We start from the raw sequence: 15,328 nt of genomic DNA on the forward strand, positions 1-15,328 counted from the left end.
GACTTAGTTCCCAAACATCAGTGCTGTAAGTACAAAATCTAGACCAAGAACCGCGAGTGATGCATGAACAACGGTTCGTGTTGTCGCTCGGCTTATCCCTTCCGATGTTGGGATAGCGTCATAGCCATTAAACAATGCAATCCAAGTGACTGTGATGGCAAAGACAAGACTCTTGATAAAGCAATTCACAATATCCATGCGCCAATCAACAGAAGATTGCATTGAAGCCCAAAAAAAGCCTTCATCAATCCCTTTCCAATCAACGCCAACCAATGCACCACCGAGGATCCCTACTGCAACAAAGATAAGTGATAGCAATGGCATACTAATAAAGCCAGCCCAAAAACGCGGGGCAATCACTCGACGTAAGGGGTCGACAGCCATCATTTCAAGGCTTGATATTTGCTCAGTCGCTTTCATCAGGCCGATTTCAGCGGTTAATGCAGAGCCAGCACGCCCTGCAAACAGCAGTGCTGTCACGACAGGCCCTAATTCACGCAATAACGATAATGCCACCATCATTCCGAGACTGGCTTCAGCACTAAAGGTTGTTAGAACAAGATAGCCTTGTAACCCAAGCACCATACCAATAAATAGCCCTGAAACTGCAACTATTAACAATGATTGCACACCAACAGCGTACAATTGCCTAATTAACAGTGGCCATTGTTTGGAAAATTCGGGTTTTCCAAACAATGAACGAAACAGCATATAGCCGGCTCGCCCAAAAGCCGAAAAAATTTCAATCCACCGACGTCCGAAGGCAGCGATTGCCTCTACTATCATCTTATTTTACCCTAATAAATCAGCCAGATAATCATTGGCGGGGAAACGGAATGGTACAGGCCCGTCAGCAATACCATCTAAAAACTGCCTAACGCGTGGTTCTTGGTTATCTCTTAACTCATCACCAGTCCCTTGTGCAATCACATGCTGCTGAGCAACGATATAGGCATTGTCAGCAATACTAAGCACTTCTGGCACATCATGAGAAACCACCACACAGGTCACGCCTAATGCTTGATTCAGCTCATCAATTAATTTGACTAGCACACCCATCGTAATGGGGTCTTGTCCAACAAAAGGCTCATCAAACATAATTAGCTCAGGGTCAAGTGCGATAGCTCGAGCCAAAGCTGCTCGTCTTGCCATCCCCCCCGATAACTCTGAAGGCATCAATTTTGCAGCCCCTCGTAAACCTACCGCTTCTAGCTTCATCATGACCGTAGTATGGATCAATGATTCCGGTAAGTGAGTATGTTCACGTAAAGGAAATGCTACGTTGTTAAAAACATCCATATCAGTAAATAGCGCCCCAGACTGGAACAACATGCTCATTTTTTTACGAGCCTGATACAGTTTTGAGCGTGATAATTCCGGAATATTATCACCATCGAACCAAATTTCACCTTGATTTGGGCGTAACTGGCCGCCAATAAGGCGTAATAGCGTGGTTTTCCCTATTCCCGATGGCCCCATAATTGCCGTTATCTTACCCCGTGGTACTGTTAGGTTAATATTTTCAAATATTTTCCTATTGCCACGAGTAAAAGACATGTCACGCACTTCGATTAAGTTGTCTGTCTTTGTTTGCATTTGTTTGATAGCCCGTCACATCATCAATTTTTATTTTCTCAAAGCGCTAGGCTCGCGATTTTACAGAAAAATAGACCAAAAATCGTCTAATATCACATCTGATTTTATTTATAGTATTATAACGTTCTAAATAGCGTTATTGGTGTGAAAAATGTGTTTTTTTATATCTAAAAGATACATACAACAACAGAATTATTAATAGTTAAACATTATTTTTGCGCAATTGAAGCAGATAGCTCTTAGACTTTAAAAATTTGTTATTCGTTGAGAATACTAAAGTTCATCATTCTTTATTTGGTTTATGATGCTAATGAATACCGAGAGCCACTGACTTAAGCTTTTGTTAATCTCCGCCAGTCATCATTGATTAAAATATAATTAATATTCGACTGATTTGACAAAGCACTTACTGATAGTAAGTATTCGTTATACAATTCGCGCTCGCTAATCCGATTAACTGAAAAGCTACGCATGGAACAGAAAATGTCAAACATCGATTTTCAGCAAGTAGGCAAAGAAGTTCTCCATATCGAAAGTGAAGGCCTAAAAAATTTAGAACAATATATCAACGATGATTTTACCCACGCTTGTCAGCGCATTTTTGCTTGCCAAGGAAAGGTCGTTGTTATGGGTATGGGAAAATCGGGTCATATTGGGCGAAAAATTGCAGCAACCTTGGCCAGTACAGGTACACCTTCTTTCTTTGTGCATCCTGGCGAAGCTAGCCATGGCGATCTGGGAATGATTACCCATAAAGACATTGTATTGGCAATTTCTAACTCTGGTGAATCGAGTGAAATCCTAGCGCTATTGCCTGTTTTAAAACGAATTAAAGTTCCATTGATCTGCATGACCAATAACCCTAATAGTAATATGGGTAAATATGCCGATGTTCACCTCTGCATAAAGGTGCCAAAAGAAGCGTGCCCATTAGGCTTGGCCCCTACCACAAGTACCACCGCAACACTGGTGATGGGGGATGCATTAGCGATTGCCTTACTCACCGCGAGAGGCTTTACGCCGGAAGATTTCGCACTTTCTCACCCTGGTGGCGCACTTGGGCGCAAACTTTTATTATTAGTTCGTGATTTAATGAATGTCGGTGATGATATTCCTCATATTCCACAAACAGCGACGTTACGTGAAGCATTAATTGAGATTACTCGCAAAAAATTAGGCATGACTGTGATTTGTGATGACGAGATGAATATTGCTGGTATTTTTACAGATGGTGATTTGCGTCGCATCTTCGATATGGGTATTGATCTTAACAACGCAAAAATAGCCGATGTGATGACGCCAGGTGGCATCAAAATAACCCCGAATATGTTAGCGGTAGAAGCACTTAACCTTATGCAGTCTAAACATATTACTTCATTGATGGTCGCAGAAGGTAATAAGCTAGTCGGTGTTTTACATATGCATGACCTTTTACAAGCTGGTGTTGTATAAAGAAAAGGAATGATTATGGATCCGCACTTTCAGGACACGTGTTACGGTCCTGTAACCCAAAATGTTTTAAAAAAAGCCGCTAAGATTAAATTGTTAATCTGTGATGTCGACGGTGTCATGTCTGACGGCCAAATTTACATGGGAAATAACGGCGAAGAGCTGAAAGCATTTAACGTGCGTGATGGTTACGGTATTCGCTGTTTGTTGACCTCGGGTATCGACGTGGCCATTATCACTGGCCGAAAGGCAAAATTGCTTGAAGATCGCGCAAAGACACTCGGTATTACATATCTTTACCAAGGACAGAGCGATAAGCTTTTGGCGTATCATGAACTGTTAGATACACTAAAAGTAAGCGCGGAAGAGACAGCCTATATCGGAGATGATCTTATTGATTGGCCTGTCATGGCAAAAGTTGGGCTATCTGTAGCGGTTGCTGATGCACACCCATTGCTACTACCAAAAGCCGATTACGTTACACGCATTGGTGGTGGTAAAGGAGCAGTTCGTGAACTTTGCGATTTGATCCTGATTGCTCAAAATAAACTGGAAGAAGCTAAAGGCTTATCGATTTAAAGAATAAAGACACCCATGAGTAACGCTAAAAAGTGGTTAATTATCCTGTTATCCTTGATAGCACTTGGCCTGATCGGTTGGAACCTCGCTGGTTATGATACCAGCACCCCAACAGCAGGCGTTATAGATAACAGTCAACCTAATTATCAAACTGATGATTCAGTGACATTCGTCTATAATCCAGCAGGTGATTTGGCCTATAAACTTGTATCAGATAAAATTGATAATTATACGGCAGACAAACTCACTTGGTTTACTAACCCTGTTTTGACAACTTATAACGAAGCAGGCGTACCGACATGGACGGTGCGGTCACTCAAGGCCAAACTGACGAATGATAGAGTGCTCTATTTGTATGACGATGTCCAAGTCGATAGTTTAAGCCCTGATTCACAAATTCAGCGAATTTCAACCCAAAGTGCTGTCGTTAATCTGATAACACAAGATGTTTCATCGGATGATAAAGTTACCATCATCGGGCAAGGCCTTAATTCTACTGGTTTAAAAATGCGCGGTAACCTGCGTTCAAGAACCGCAGAGTTAATTGAAGATGTAAAAACTCATTACGTGCTACAAAAAGAAGAGCAAAAAAATGAATCAAGTAAATAAAAAGCGTTTTATTCAAGGAGCCGTTGCCAGCGCAATTTTTGCTCTTAGCGTACCAGCTTCCGCATTGAAATCTGATACACAACAACCGATGACAATTAACTCAGTCAAGCAGTCCCTTGATTTAGAGAAAAATGTCACCACATTTACAGATGATGTTGTGATTAAACAAGGTTCTATTGATATCAGAGCCAATAAAGTCGTGGTTACGCGTCCTAGCAGTAACTCTGACAAAATTACGATAGAAGCGTTTGGTAATCCAGTGACGTTCTATCAACTACAAGATGATGGTAAGCCAATTAAAGGGCGAGCAGCGAAAGCACGCTACGAAGTGGATAAAGAACTGCTGACATTAACAGGTAATGCCTATCTTGAGCAGTTAGATAGCAATATTAAGGGTGATAAAATTACCTATATCGTGCCGACACAACAGATGGAAGCATTTAGCGATAAAGGCAAACGCGTCACCACAGTATTATTGCCATCACAGTTACAAGAGAAAGGCCCCGCGGCAAACAACGGAAAGAGTAAATAATCGTTATGGCGACATTAACCGCTGAGAATCTGGCAAAAGCCTATAAAAAACGCAAGGTCGTTGAAGATGTCAGCCTTGAGGTGAAGTCTGGTGAAATTGTTGGTTTACTTGGTCCTAATGGTGCGGGTAAGACGACCACCTTTTATATGGTGGTCGGAATCGTCCAGCGAGATGCAGGTAAGATTACCATTGATGGCGAAGATATTAGCCTGTTGCCTCTTCATGAACGCGCACGCCGTGGTATTGGCTATCTGCCTCAAGAAGCCTCAATTTTTCGCCGCTTGAGCGTTTATGATAACCTGATGGCAGTGCTAGAAATACGTCATGACTTAAATTCAGACCAACGTAAAACACGTGCTGAAGAGCTAATGGAAGAGTTTAGTATCACCCATTTGCGCGATAGTATTGGTCAATCGTTGTCAGGTGGGGAACGTCGCCGTGTTGAAATTGCTCGCGCATTAGCCGCGAATCCGAAATTTATCTTGTTAGATGAGCCGTTTGCTGGTGTTGACCCAATTTCAGTATTGGATATCAAAAAAATCATCCAACATTTACGTGACTATGGTCTGGGCGTGTTGATCACCGACCATAACGTGCGAGAAACACTCGATGTCTGTGAAAGAGCTTATATTGTGAGCCAAGGGCACCTGATAGCACACGGAACACCTGAGATGATCCTCGAAAATGAACAAGTCAAACGCGTTTATTTAGGGGAAGGCTTCCGTCTATAAGTTATTAGTCATAGACTCTAAAATAAGTCGAGCATCGCTAGGTGACAGAGACACGATTTGTTGAATGTCTTAATAAATCAGAAAGCAGGTCAACAACATTCGCTAGCGATACCGTCACTGGTTGTATGACAAATATATTTTTGAGATGGAGATAAAAGACCATTCATGAAGCAAAGTTTGCAGCTCAGAATCAGTCAGCAACTTGCAATGACACCCCAACTGCAACAGGCTATCCGCCTGTTGCAGCTCTCTACACTTGAGCTACAACAAGAAATCCAACTCGCTCTAGAAACCAACCCCCTTCTAGAACAAGAAGAAAATGCCAATGAATTAGATTCGCTGGATGACATCGATATCGACACTGATAGTAGCGAAATCGATACCAAAGATGCTCTCGAAAAGGGTGATATGCCCGATGAGCTCCCACTGGATGCCAATTGGGATGAGATTTACACCGCTGGCACACCTTCAGGCACCAGCAACGACTACAGTTTCGATGAATTACCGGTCTACCAAGGGGAAACGACACAAACCCTACAGGACTATTTGCAGTGGCAATCCGAGTTAACTCCTTTTACCGATACGGATCGTGCTATTGCGACAGCAATTATTGATTCTATTGATGATTCAGGCTATCTCACCACATCAATTACCGATATCCATGAAGGTATTGATAATCCTGATATCACTTTGGAAGAAGTGAGCGCGGTTTTAAAACGAATCCAACATTTTGATCCCCTTGGAGTGGCGGCACAAGACCTTAAAGAATGTTTACTCATTCAGCTATCTCTCTATCCGAAAAATACCCCTGGGTTAGAGGAAGCTCGCACGATTATTCGCCAACACATCGATTTACTGGCAAATCGCGATTTTCGCCAGCTCACTAAGCTGACTCGATTAAAAGAAGATGCACTAAAAACCGCTATTGATCTGATATTGACGTTGAATCCCAAACCCGGCCAATCCATCAATACCGGAGAGTCTGAATATGTCATTCCTGATGTTTTAGTGAAAAAAATCAATGGACACTGGCAAGTTGAATTAAATACAGATAGCATCCCTAAACTAAGTATTAACAATCACTATGCTTCACTGATAAAAGATTCAGTAAGCGAAAGTGATTCACAGTATATTCGTAGCAATTTGCAGGATGCTAAATGGCTGATTAAGAGTTTGGAAAGTCGCAATGAGACCTTGTTAAAGGTCGCAACTTGCATTGTTGAACAGCAACAAGAATTTTTCGAACTCGGCGATGAATATATGAAACCCATGATATTGGCTGATATTGCTTATCAGGTCGATATGCATGAATCGACAATATCGAGAGTCACAACGCAAAAATATCTCCATAGCCCTAGGGGAATTTTTGAATTGAAGTATTTTTTCTCTAGCCACGTGAGTACCGATACTGGAGGAGAAGCTTCCTCAACGGCAATACGTGCGTTAGTGAAAAAACTGGTTGCTGCTGAAAATCCAGCAAAACCATTGAGTGACAGTAAATTGACCAGCATGCTGGCCGAACAGGGCATTCAGGTTGCTCGTCGAACTGTCGCTAAGTACCGTGAATCGTTATCTATTCCGCCCTCAAATCAACGTAAAAAGTTGGTTTAATTGACAAAGTAAGGAAGATTGTATGGAATTTCAGATTACTGGACACAATATCGAAGTCACCCCTGCATTGCGTGAAACTGTTGAGAAAAAAATCAAAAAATTGGAGCAATTATTTGATCGTATCAATGGTATTCAAGTCGTTTTAAAAGTTGAAAAAGTTCAGCAGATTGCTGAAGCAACTGTGCAGGTGAATGGTGCAGAACTCCATGCGTCAGCTGAAGAAAACGACATGTACGCAGCAATCGACCTACTGGTAGACAAATTGTCACGCCAGTTAACCAAACATAAAGAAAAACTGAGACAACACTAGTCTATTTATGGTGAAATCACTCAGTGATTTATGACCAATAAATAATTAAAACCAGATAGCGTACCCCGCTATCTGGTTTTGTAGTCCTAAGCGAACAATAAAATGAACAGTGATATAGAAATCCAATTAAGCGCCGTATTATCACCAGCCTGTACACGTAATAACCTTGTCTGTACTAGCAAGAAAAGGGCTCTCGAGATTATTAGTGAACTCGCTGCCGCAGAGTTGGGATTACCGGAAAATACGGTATTTGAAGCATTACTCACCAGAGAAAAAGTCGGAACAACAGGTATTGGTAGTGGGATCGCCATTCCTCACGGTAAGTTAGCAGAAGGTGAACATACGCAAGCTGTTGGCGTTTTTTTGCATCTTGAAGAGCCTATTGCCTTTGATGCCATCGACAATCAACCTGTCGATCTGCTTTTTGCATTACTTGTGCCTGCCGATCAGTGCAAAACACACCTGCACACGTTATCGTTAATCGCCAAAAAATTAGCAGACAAATCTTTTTGTAAGCGTCTAAGATCGGCACAAAGCGACGCTGAGCTATATAGTATTATTACTGAGTAATCTATAATTGAATGACTTTGTCATCACAGGGTTACATGTATATAAAATTTTGATATTTTCTATATAGCTGTACTGACATAAACTGTGATGTTTTAATAAGTAAGCAAAAGTTCGATTCAACTATCGAGATCATATGATCATCGAAAAGAAACAAAAGGGAGTTAGCTCATGGTGCTGATGATTGTCAGCGGCCGTTCCGGTTCGGGAAAATCCGTTGCCTTACGTGCGCTGGAAGATATGGGTTTCTATTGTGTGGATAACCTGCCGGTTGTGCTGCTTCCAGAACTGGCCAATTCACTCGCAGATCGTAATATTTCAGCCGCTGTGAGCATTGATGTGCGTAATATGCCCGATAACCCAGAGACCTTTGAAGAGGCATTAGATAGATTACCTGCTAGTTTTTCGCCTCAACTCTTGTTTCTGGATGCTGATCGCAACACATTAATTCGCCGCTATAGCGATACGCGTAGGTTACATCCTCTTTCCAGTAAAAATTTATCGCTAGAGAGTGCGATAGATGAAGAAAACGAGCTGTTAGAACCACTACGCTCTCGTGCTGATTTAGTGATAGACACCTCTGAAATGTCAGTGCATGAATTAGCAGAGATGTTGAGAACACGTTTAATGGGCAAACGTGAACGTGAGCTCACCATGGTGTTTGAATCTTTTGGTTTCAAACACGGTATCCCTATCGATGCGGATTATGTTTTTGATGTCCGCTTTTTACCCAATCCGCACTGGGATCCTAAATTACGCCCAATGACAGGGTTAGATCGCCCCGTTGCTGCATTCTTAGATAGGCATACTGAGGTCCATAACTTTATTTATCAAACACGCAGCTACCTAGAATTGTGGCTGCCAATGCTTGAAACAAATAATCGTAGTTATCTGACTGTCGCTATAGGCTGTACTGGCGGTAAACACCGTTCTGTTTATGTTGCTGAACAGCTAGCTGATTATTTTCGTTCCCGCGGCAAAAACGTACAGTCCCGCCACCGAACGTTAGAAAAACGGAAATAATGACACTAAAAGCGACCATCACCTTAAAAAACCGGCTTGGCATGCATGCTAGGCCGGCAATGTTACTTTATGAATTAGTTCAAAAATTTAACTCTAGAGTTATTTTACGCAATAATAATCATATCGAGGCTGAGGCGGATAGCGTTATTGCGATGTTGATGTTAGACTCTGAGCAAGGAAGTACCATTGATATTGAGGTTAGCGGCCCTGATGAAGATCAGGCTTTATCCGCGATAATTAACCTGTTCGAAAGTGGATTTGATGAAAGTTAGTATAATCAACCAATTATTTACGAACTAAATATCAGTTGTTTTACAACTATTGGCTCAGAGATCGTGATCATGATCTCTTCCTTTTGGAGCTTGAAGAGCCTAATATTTTACACAATTTTATCACAGCGACACCCCCTACCTTATTGGGTGGGGGGTGTTTGCTTTGTACGTCTCTATTGGAGTGTGGTATGACAAAGCCAACAATTATTATCAATGATTTAGATGCAGAGCGCCTAGACGCACTATTGGAACAAGCTGCTTATGCAGGTACCCCAGTTGCTGACGCATTGAATGATGAACTTGATCGTGCAGATATCCTGTCACCACAGGAAATTCCTGCTGACGTCGTCACAATGAACAGTACTGTGCGTTTTCTTGATTTAATCAGCAATGAAGAACGCACGCGTACGTTGGTTTATCCAGCATCATTAAAAGATAGTGCGGAACAACTCTCTGTAATGGCACCCATTGGCGCTGCTTTACTTGGTTTACGTGTCAATGATGAGATCAGTTGGGCATTACCTAATGGTGTTGAAACTCGCGTTAGAGTACTTGAAATTATTTATCAGCCAGAAGCGGCTGGTGAGTTTCACCGTTAATGCCCCAATAACGCGCTAGTACTGTGTTAGGGCCCATAAGGGCGCCTAACACATTTTGCCTTACCGTATCACCTTAACTCTCTTCAATCCCCATTTCATCACTTCTAAAGATGAGTGACTCAACTCATTCCATCAACAAATTCGTGGCATGTTTTTTTACCATATGCACGAACTGTTGACTTTCCTCTGTCGATACAAAACAACGAGCAGGAATAATAATGGTACTGACACGGTCAAAAAACAGGTATAACAAATCGCCATCTGTTCGGATAAACTTAAATTTTTCCCACTTGATAAATGAAGAGCCATATTCGCTGGTTTCATGAATGCCTTGTTCATCAAAATAATACTGCTTTTCAGAAAAAAGTAAGCTATCGGGATCAGGTATTGCACACCGGAAGGTCTGTAATATTCGAGCCGCTATAAATAAAAATAAGCACAGTGAAATAAGCAATGCCATCGAAATTTGGGCCAATGTGATGTTAAGCAGTTGCAACGCCACCACAAATACAACAATAAAAATGATAAACATCACCAAAGGAATGGACGAACTTTTCCCCTTATAAAAATAATTATTTTTATAGCAGTAGTTATTGAACCGTATATATTCATTACGATTTAATGTTACTCGAATGGGGTCTACCATATAAACATATCCTATTGTGAGCAAAAAACTGAGGAGCAATCGCTCCTCAGACTCCTTTATACAACAAATGCTCGCTATAATGCCATTATTGGCCTGCAATGCTCATTTCAGGCAGTAGTACTGAACCACACTGAATATTGCTTCGCGTTTCAATATCATCTGCGATAGTAACCATATTCGCCCACATCTCTTTAAGGTTACCCGCAATAGTAATTTCGCTCACTGGGTATTGGATCTCACCATTTTCGACCCAAAAACCGGAGGCACCACGCGAATAATCCCCCGTGATCCCACTGACTCCCTGCCCCATCAATTCAGTGACAATTAGGCCTGTGCCCATTTGTTTTAACAGCGCTTCAAATGATAAACCTTGCCCTGCAATGCGCCAGTTATGGATGCCCCCTGCATGCCCTGTACTTTGTAGCCCCAACTTTCTAGCTGAATAGGAAGTCATCAACCAAGTTTGCAGCACACCCTTTTCAATAATATTGCGCTCGGTAGTACGCACACCTTCACTATCAAATGGTGATGAGGCGAGTCCACCGATTAAATGAGGCTGTTCATTGATGGTTAGCCATTCAGGCAAAATTTGCTTGCCAAGGCTATCCAATAAGAAAGAGGATTTACGATAAATACTGCTACCGCTGATTGCCCCAACAAGATGACCAAACAGCCCTGTCGCCACTTCAGCAGCAAAAATAACGGGAGCCTTCATTGTTGGCAGCTTTCTTGGTGATAAGCGTGCCAATGTACGACGAGCGCACTCTTGCCCCACCCATTCTGGTGATTTCAAAGCACTCAAGCTGCGTCCAATGGTATAAGCATAATCGCGTTCCATATCACCATTTTGTTCCGCAATCACACAGCTCGACATAGAATAACGACTTGAACAATAGCTTTGTAGCATACCGTGTGAGTTACCAAACACGCGAACACCATAATGACCATTAAAGCTGCCACCTTCCGTATTCACAATACGTGAATCGACCTGAAGCGCTGCCATCTCGGCTTGTGATGCTAACTTTATCGCTTCCTCTGGTGTAATGTCGCTAGCCTGAAATAATTGTAGGTCAGGCGCTTCAAAAGCGAGTAGTGATTTTTCAGCAGGGCCAGCACAAGGGTCTTCCGACGTATAACGAGCAATATCGACAGCGGCTTGTACTGTGCGTTCAATGGCTGCTGGGCTTAAATCGGTAGAAGACGCACTACCTTTACGTTGATTGTGATAAACCGTGATCCCCAGCGCCCCATCACTATTGAATTCAACATTCTCTACTTCACCTTGGCGGGTACTGACACTAATTCCAGTGCTTTTATTCACCGCGACTTCAGCCGCATCACAACGGCTTTTTGCAAAAGAGAGCGCTTGTGCGACCGCATCTTCCAGTTTTTTACGTTGTTCACTGACTTGTTCAGTTAAATTCATCGACTCAATCCACATAAAATGGGGTAAACCTGGCTTTTTTACACCAACTCACAAATGTCGGGTAGTCATCAGGGCTTTTTCCCAGTTACAATACATAATATATGAATGTTAACATCCACAACGCGGCAGGTCATGTAATTACATCGCTGCGTTCTGTAAAAAGGAAATTGAGATATGGCCAAACAGCCTGAAGACTGGCTGGATGATGTACCAGCGCCACAAGATGAAGACGATGATGAGATCATTTGGGTCAGTAAAAGTGAAATTAAGCGCGATGCTGAAATTCTAAAAAAACTGGGCGCGGAGCTCGTTGAATTAAGCAAAAGTGAACTTGAGCGCATTCCACTCGATGCTCAGTTACTTGAATCCATTGAACTGGCACAAAAAATTAAGCGTGAAGGCCGCCGTCGTCAACTGCAATATATTGGCAAGTTGCTACGTTCTCGTGATGTTGATCCTATTACTGAAGCATTAGATAAACTAAAAAATCGTCATAACCAGCAGGTTGTCATTCTACATAAGCTTGAGGACCTACGTATTCGCCTTGTTGAAGATGGCGACAGTGTGATTGAAGAAGTGGTTGCTCTATTCCCTCATGCAGATAGACAACAGCTCAGAGCGCTCGTGCGCAACGCCAAGAAAGAACGTGAAAGTAACAAACCGCCGAAAGCTTTCCGTCAAATCTTCCAATACCTAAAAGAGCTATCTGAAAGTGCGTAAATTATCCTCCCCTATACCGAGTGAGATATAGGGGAAGATGTCAAAAATAGTGTCCCTCTAAGCACTACTTCGCTTCTTTTATATCAACGTCATATGCACCCATAATACCTTTTTAAGGTTCTCTATGGGGATGGCAGCCTCAATAATCGTTGACTCCTCAAAGAGCCCGTCAATTACCAATATATCCCAATTTTTGATCTCTCATCGTGCTTGAGCCCCCCACTTATCGCCGGGAGGAGGGTCGGAGGGTCATGATTTAAAAAATTAGCGATATCTTATCGTTTGGGGAAATTTTTGTGGGATCTTAGTATGGCTTTCTTCCATACATCGCATTGAAAAGAGCGTTTTTAGCTGAGAAAAATGGGAAGCAGATTTTCTCAATAGTTAGATCTGTTTTTCACAGCCTGATTGTTCATCATCATTTTCACACACAAATATTAGGTCATCCCCCCATAAATCATGCGCATCGTGCATCATCGCGATGATATCGTCAAACGTCGATTTTTGCTCATCGCTAAGATGAGTAAAGACGATAGTAACAGGCAATTCGATACCTGCTGACACACTATCCCACAACGCATCAAGGTTTTTACCAAACCAATCTGGCAATGAAAATTGCAGCTCAAATTGGCGATAAAAATCCTCAATGCTACTAATTTGTTGAAAATTAAAGATAACAACAGGACGGCTCATATCAATACTCTTTAATTAATTTCTTGAAAGCTTTTGTAGTGATCTCGCGTGACATAAATCATGCCATCTGAAGAGTATAGCAAACGGTCGGCACCGCGATGCCCACAGTTATAATTCAGATCAGCTTCATACCATTGGCGATTTGGTGCAATAGGTAAACGCTGTTCACGATTTGAAAAACGGTCACCACCGATAGCTTTACCTGGGAGCACATCACACAAGTTGCCTTGCTTAGGGTTCCATCCTGCCCGACGAGCTTCCTTTTTAGTGACATAAAAACGGGGCAATTGATGGTGTTTTTGCATATACCCCACCACATTGGCTTGTTTTGTTAGCTCATCTATTTGTTGAACATGTTGATTCTGTATTGCTTGCTCTGATGTTGAAGCAGGCTTTTCAGCCTGCTTTTTCTCTTGTTGCTCGCCCGCATTAAAATATAAGCTAAGTGCGATCAACACAGCCATCAACAGCATAGAAATAATACGTTTATTCATCATTACCCTCCTTGGCTTCTCGTTTAAGCTGTACCACCAACGGTCATTTTATCCAGTTTCAGTGTTGGCTGCCCAACCCCAACAGGAACACTTTGCCCTTCTTTACCACACACGCCAACCCCTTTATCAAGCGCAAGGTCGTTGCCTACCATGGAAATTTGCTGCATGGCTTCAACGCCAGAGCCAATCAAAGTTGCGCCTTTAACAGGCGAGGTAATTTTACCCTTTTCAATGAGATAGGCTTCAGATGTGGAGAAAACAAACTTACCCGAAGTGATATCGACTTGGCCACCACCAAAATTAGGTGCATAAATGCCTTTATCCACACTAGCAATAATATCCTCAGGTGTTGAAGAGCCTGCTAGCATATAGGTATTCGTCATACGCGGCATCGGTAAATGCGCATACGATTCACGCCGAGCATTCCCTGTTGGCGCAACCCCCATCAAACGTGCATTCAACTTATCTTGAATATAATTTTTCAAGACTCCGTTTTCAATCAACACATTATATTGACCAGGAACACCTTCATCATCAATAGCTAAGGACCCTCGGCGACCTGCGATGGTTCCATCATCAACAACAGTGCAAAGCGGAGAGGCGACCAATTCACCAATTTGCCCAGAGAACACAGAAGTGCCACGGCGGTTAAAGTCACCTTCTAAACCATGCCCAACCGCTTCGTGAAGGAGGACTCCCGGCCAGCCCGCGCCCAATACAACAGGCATCATACCCGCAGGCGCAGCTATTGCAGATAAATTAACCAGCGCCATACGCACCGCTTCTTTAGCATACTGCTCTGCTAGCACCTGACCTTGATGAATTCCAAGGAAATACTCATAGCCGTAGCGACCACCACCGCCACTGCCGCCACGCTCGCGCTTACCTTCATGTTCCACTAGCACACTGACTGATAAACGAACCAGGGGGCGAATATCAGCCGCTAATGTTCCATCAGTCGCAGCAACGAGTACCTGCTCATAAACCCCCGTAAGGCTTGCATTAACTTCGATCACGCGAGGATCTTCGGCTCGGGCTACCTGATCGACGCGATGCAATAAGGCAATTTTTTCTTCGCGAGATAAGCTTTGTAGTGGGTCCGTTGCCGAGTATAGCTTCTTGTAATCTACCTCGGTTAAAATCTGTGATTTGCCATGACCTTGTTCGTTAACAATGCTACGTGCAGCTGTCGCACTTTGTTGTAATGCCATCAACGAAATCTGATCTGCATAGGCAAATCCTGTTTTTTCACCATTTACAGCTCGAACACCAACACCTTGGTCAATATTATAAGAGCCATCTTTGATAATACGATCTTCTAACACCCATGCTTCGTGATAGCTCGATTGAAAATAAAGATCGGCATAATCGAGCTTACGCTCAGATAATAAACCTAATGTGTCATACAGTTTTTGGTGGTCAAGACCATTGGCAGCCAGCAAATGTTCGCTGACAGAAGCTAAACTCATAT

At 42.5% G+C, this 15,328-nt stretch carries 19 protein-coding genes; 12 read left to right on the forward strand and 7 right to left on the reverse strand.

The window, feature by feature from the left end:
* Positions 1-3 precede the first annotated feature (3 nt).
* Both mlaE and mlaF read right to left on the reverse strand, forming a co-directional pair.
* The gene (gene mlaE, locus ACWPW6_RS15600; RefSeq protein ID WP_154624904.1) at positions 4-786 is read right to left on the reverse strand and encodes a lipid asymmetry maintenance ABC transporter permease subunit MlaE; all 783 of its coding nucleotides are present in this window, start codon (positions 784-786) and stop codon (positions 4-6) included.
* Between the two features lie 6 nt (positions 787-792).
* Positions 793-1,596 (reverse strand): phospholipid ABC transporter ATP-binding protein MlaF, encoded by an 804-nt coding sequence (gene mlaF, locus ACWPW6_RS15605; RefSeq protein WP_249999315.1) that lies wholly within the window; start codon positions 1,594-1,596, stop codon positions 793-795.
* Between the two features lie 483 nt (positions 1,597-2,079).
* On the opposite strand from mlaF, the gene kdsD reads away from it, so the two are divergent.
* From kdsD to rnk, 11 genes are all read left to right on the forward strand, one after another.
* Positions 2,080-3,048, forward strand: a complete 969-nt coding sequence (gene kdsD / locus ACWPW6_RS15610) for an arabinose-5-phosphate isomerase KdsD (RefSeq protein ID WP_154624902.1) — start codon at positions 2,080-2,082, stop codon at positions 3,046-3,048.
* A 15-nt stretch (positions 3,049-3,063) separates the two neighbouring features.
* A complete protein-coding gene (gene kdsC / locus ACWPW6_RS15615) occupies positions 3,064-3,624 on the forward strand; it encodes a 3-deoxy-manno-octulosonate-8-phosphatase KdsC (protein ID WP_154624901.1) in 561 nt (186 codons plus the stop codon).
* A 15-nt stretch (positions 3,625-3,639) separates the two neighbouring features.
* A complete protein-coding gene (gene lptC / locus ACWPW6_RS15620; RefSeq protein ID WP_154624900.1) occupies positions 3,640-4,233 on the forward strand; it encodes an LPS export ABC transporter periplasmic protein LptC in 594 nt (197 codons plus the stop codon).
* On the forward strand, positions 4,217-4,765 hold the full coding sequence (lptA, locus tag ACWPW6_RS15625; RefSeq protein WP_154624899.1) for a lipopolysaccharide ABC transporter substrate-binding protein LptA: 549 nt from the start codon (positions 4,217-4,219) through the stop codon (positions 4,763-4,765). Before lptC ends, lptA begins: the two co-directional genes overlap by 17 nt.
* Positions 4,766-4,770: 5 nt before the next feature.
* Positions 4,771-5,496 carry an LPS export ABC transporter ATP-binding protein gene (lptB, locus tag ACWPW6_RS15630; protein ID WP_154624898.1) on the forward strand — a complete coding sequence of 242 codons (726 nt, stop codon included), beginning with the start codon at positions 4,771-4,773 and terminating at the stop codon, positions 5,494-5,496.
* Between the two features lie 165 nt (positions 5,497-5,661).
* Positions 5,662-7,107 (forward strand): RNA polymerase factor sigma-54, encoded by a 1,446-nt coding sequence (rpoN, locus tag ACWPW6_RS15635; RefSeq protein WP_154624897.1) that lies wholly within the window; start codon positions 5,662-5,664, stop codon positions 7,105-7,107.
* A 22-nt stretch (positions 7,108-7,129) separates the two neighbouring features.
* Complete coding sequence (gene hpf, locus ACWPW6_RS15640; RefSeq protein WP_154624896.1) at positions 7,130-7,417, forward strand: ribosome hibernation promoting factor; 288 nt, start codon at positions 7,130-7,132, stop codon at positions 7,415-7,417.
* A gap of 102 nt (positions 7,418-7,519) precedes the next feature.
* Positions 7,520-7,987, forward strand: a complete 468-nt coding sequence (gene ptsN, locus ACWPW6_RS15645; protein ID WP_154624895.1) for a PTS IIA-like nitrogen regulatory protein PtsN — start codon at positions 7,520-7,522, stop codon at positions 7,985-7,987.
* Between the two features lie 168 nt (positions 7,988-8,155).
* Positions 8,156-9,007 (forward strand): RNase adapter RapZ, encoded by an 852-nt coding sequence (rapZ, locus tag ACWPW6_RS15650; protein WP_249999317.1) that lies wholly within the window; start codon positions 8,156-8,158, stop codon positions 9,005-9,007.
* Positions 9,007-9,279, forward strand: coding sequence for a PTS phosphocarrier protein NPr (gene npr / locus ACWPW6_RS15655; RefSeq protein ID WP_154624893.1), 273 nt, complete (start codon positions 9,007-9,009; stop codon positions 9,277-9,279). Before rapZ ends, npr begins: the two co-directional genes overlap by 1 nt.
* Before the next feature lie 188 nt (positions 9,280-9,467).
* Complete coding sequence (gene rnk, locus ACWPW6_RS15660) at positions 9,468-9,878, forward strand: nucleoside diphosphate kinase regulator (RefSeq protein ID WP_154624892.1); 411 nt, start codon at positions 9,468-9,470, stop codon at positions 9,876-9,878.
* A gap of 124 nt (positions 9,879-10,002) precedes the next feature.
* On the opposite strand, the gene ACWPW6_RS15665 is transcribed toward rnk, so the two are convergent.
* Together ACWPW6_RS15665 and pmbA are read right to left on the reverse strand one after the other, a co-directional pair.
* Positions 10,003-10,524, reverse strand: coding sequence for a YcxB family protein (locus tag ACWPW6_RS15665; protein WP_163863004.1), 522 nt, complete (start codon positions 10,522-10,524; stop codon positions 10,003-10,005).
* Between the two features lie 85 nt (positions 10,525-10,609).
* The gene (gene pmbA, locus ACWPW6_RS15670; protein ID WP_154624890.1) at positions 10,610-11,950 is read right to left on the reverse strand and encodes a metalloprotease PmbA; all 1,341 of its coding nucleotides are present in this window, start codon (positions 11,948-11,950) and stop codon (positions 10,610-10,612) included.
* A 174-nt stretch (positions 11,951-12,124) separates the two neighbouring features.
* Here pmbA and yjgA point away from each other — a divergent pair, with 174 nt between their 5' ends.
* Positions 12,125-12,670, forward strand: coding sequence for a ribosome biogenesis factor YjgA (yjgA, locus tag ACWPW6_RS15675; protein WP_154624889.1), 546 nt, complete (start codon positions 12,125-12,127; stop codon positions 12,668-12,670).
* Between the two features lie 384 nt (positions 12,671-13,054).
* On the opposite strand, the gene ACWPW6_RS15680 is transcribed toward yjgA, so the two are convergent.
* The 3 genes from ACWPW6_RS15680 to tldD are packed head-to-tail and all read right to left on the reverse strand — an operon-like array spanning position 13,055 to position 15,326.
* Positions 13,055-13,363 carry a barstar family protein gene (locus tag ACWPW6_RS15680; protein ID WP_154624888.1) on the reverse strand — a complete coding sequence of 103 codons (309 nt, stop codon included), beginning with the start codon at positions 13,361-13,363 and terminating at the stop codon, positions 13,055-13,057.
* Between the two features lie 11 nt (positions 13,364-13,374).
* Complete coding sequence (locus tag ACWPW6_RS15685; protein ID WP_196713753.1) at positions 13,375-13,857, reverse strand: ribonuclease domain-containing protein; 483 nt, start codon at positions 13,855-13,857, stop codon at positions 13,375-13,377.
* A gap of 23 nt (positions 13,858-13,880) precedes the next feature.
* Entirely contained in the window at positions 13,881-15,326 is a 1,446-nt protein-coding gene (gene tldD / locus ACWPW6_RS15690) for a metalloprotease TldD (protein WP_163863009.1), read from the reverse strand.
* Positions 15,327-15,328: the final 2 nt, after the last annotated feature.

The sequence above is a fragment of the Providencia sp. Marseille-Q8014 genome, assembly GCF_965112055.1.

Coding starts and splice junctions, on each gene's coding strand:
- lptC (WP_154624900.1), top strand. CDS start 3,640: ATGAGTAACGCTAAAAAGTGGTTAATTATCCTGTTATCCTTGATAGCA.
- mlaF (WP_249999315.1), bottom strand. CDS start 1,596: ATGCAAACAAAGACAGACAACTTAATCGAAGTGCGTGACATGTCTTTT.
- pmbA (WP_154624890.1), bottom strand. CDS start 11,950: ATGAATTTAACTGAACAAGTCAGTGAACAACGTAAAAAACTGGAAGAT.
- ACWPW6_RS15665 (WP_163863004.1), bottom strand. CDS start 10,524: ATGGTAGACCCCATTCGAGTAACATTAAATCGTAATGAATATATACGG.
- lptA (WP_154624899.1), top strand. CDS start 4,217: ATGAATCAAGTAAATAAAAAGCGTTTTATTCAAGGAGCCGTTGCCAGC.
- hpf (WP_154624896.1), top strand. CDS start 7,130: ATGGAATTTCAGATTACTGGACACAATATCGAAGTCACCCCTGCATTG.
- yjgA (WP_154624889.1), top strand. CDS start 12,125: ATGGCCAAACAGCCTGAAGACTGGCTGGATGATGTACCAGCGCCACAA.
- ACWPW6_RS15685 (WP_196713753.1), bottom strand. CDS start 13,857: ATGAATAAACGTATTATTTCTATGCTGTTGATGGCTGTGTTGATCGCA.
- npr (WP_154624893.1), top strand. CDS start 9,007: ATGACACTAAAAGCGACCATCACCTTAAAAAACCGGCTTGGCATGCAT.
- kdsD (WP_154624902.1), top strand. CDS start 2,080: ATGTCAAACATCGATTTTCAGCAAGTAGGCAAAGAAGTTCTCCATATC.
- lptB (WP_154624898.1), top strand. CDS start 4,771: ATGGCGACATTAACCGCTGAGAATCTGGCAAAAGCCTATAAAAAACGC.
- ptsN (WP_154624895.1), top strand. CDS start 7,520: ATGAACAGTGATATAGAAATCCAATTAAGCGCCGTATTATCACCAGCC.
- rapZ (WP_249999317.1), top strand. CDS start 8,156: ATGGTGCTGATGATTGTCAGCGGCCGTTCCGGTTCGGGAAAATCCGTT.
- rnk (WP_154624892.1), top strand. CDS start 9,468: ATGACAAAGCCAACAATTATTATCAATGATTTAGATGCAGAGCGCCTA.
- ACWPW6_RS15680 (WP_154624888.1), bottom strand. CDS start 13,363: ATGAGCCGTCCTGTTGTTATCTTTAATTTTCAACAAATTAGTAGCATT.
- mlaE (WP_154624904.1), bottom strand. CDS start 786: ATGATAGTAGAGGCAATCGCTGCCTTCGGACGTCGGTGGATTGAAATT.
- rpoN (WP_154624897.1), top strand. CDS start 5,662: ATGAAGCAAAGTTTGCAGCTCAGAATCAGTCAGCAACTTGCAATGACA.
- kdsC (WP_154624901.1), top strand. CDS start 3,064: ATGGATCCGCACTTTCAGGACACGTGTTACGGTCCTGTAACCCAAAAT.
- tldD (WP_163863009.1), bottom strand. CDS start 15,326: ATGAGTTTAGCTTCTGTCAGCGAACATTTGCTGGCTGCCAATGGTCTT.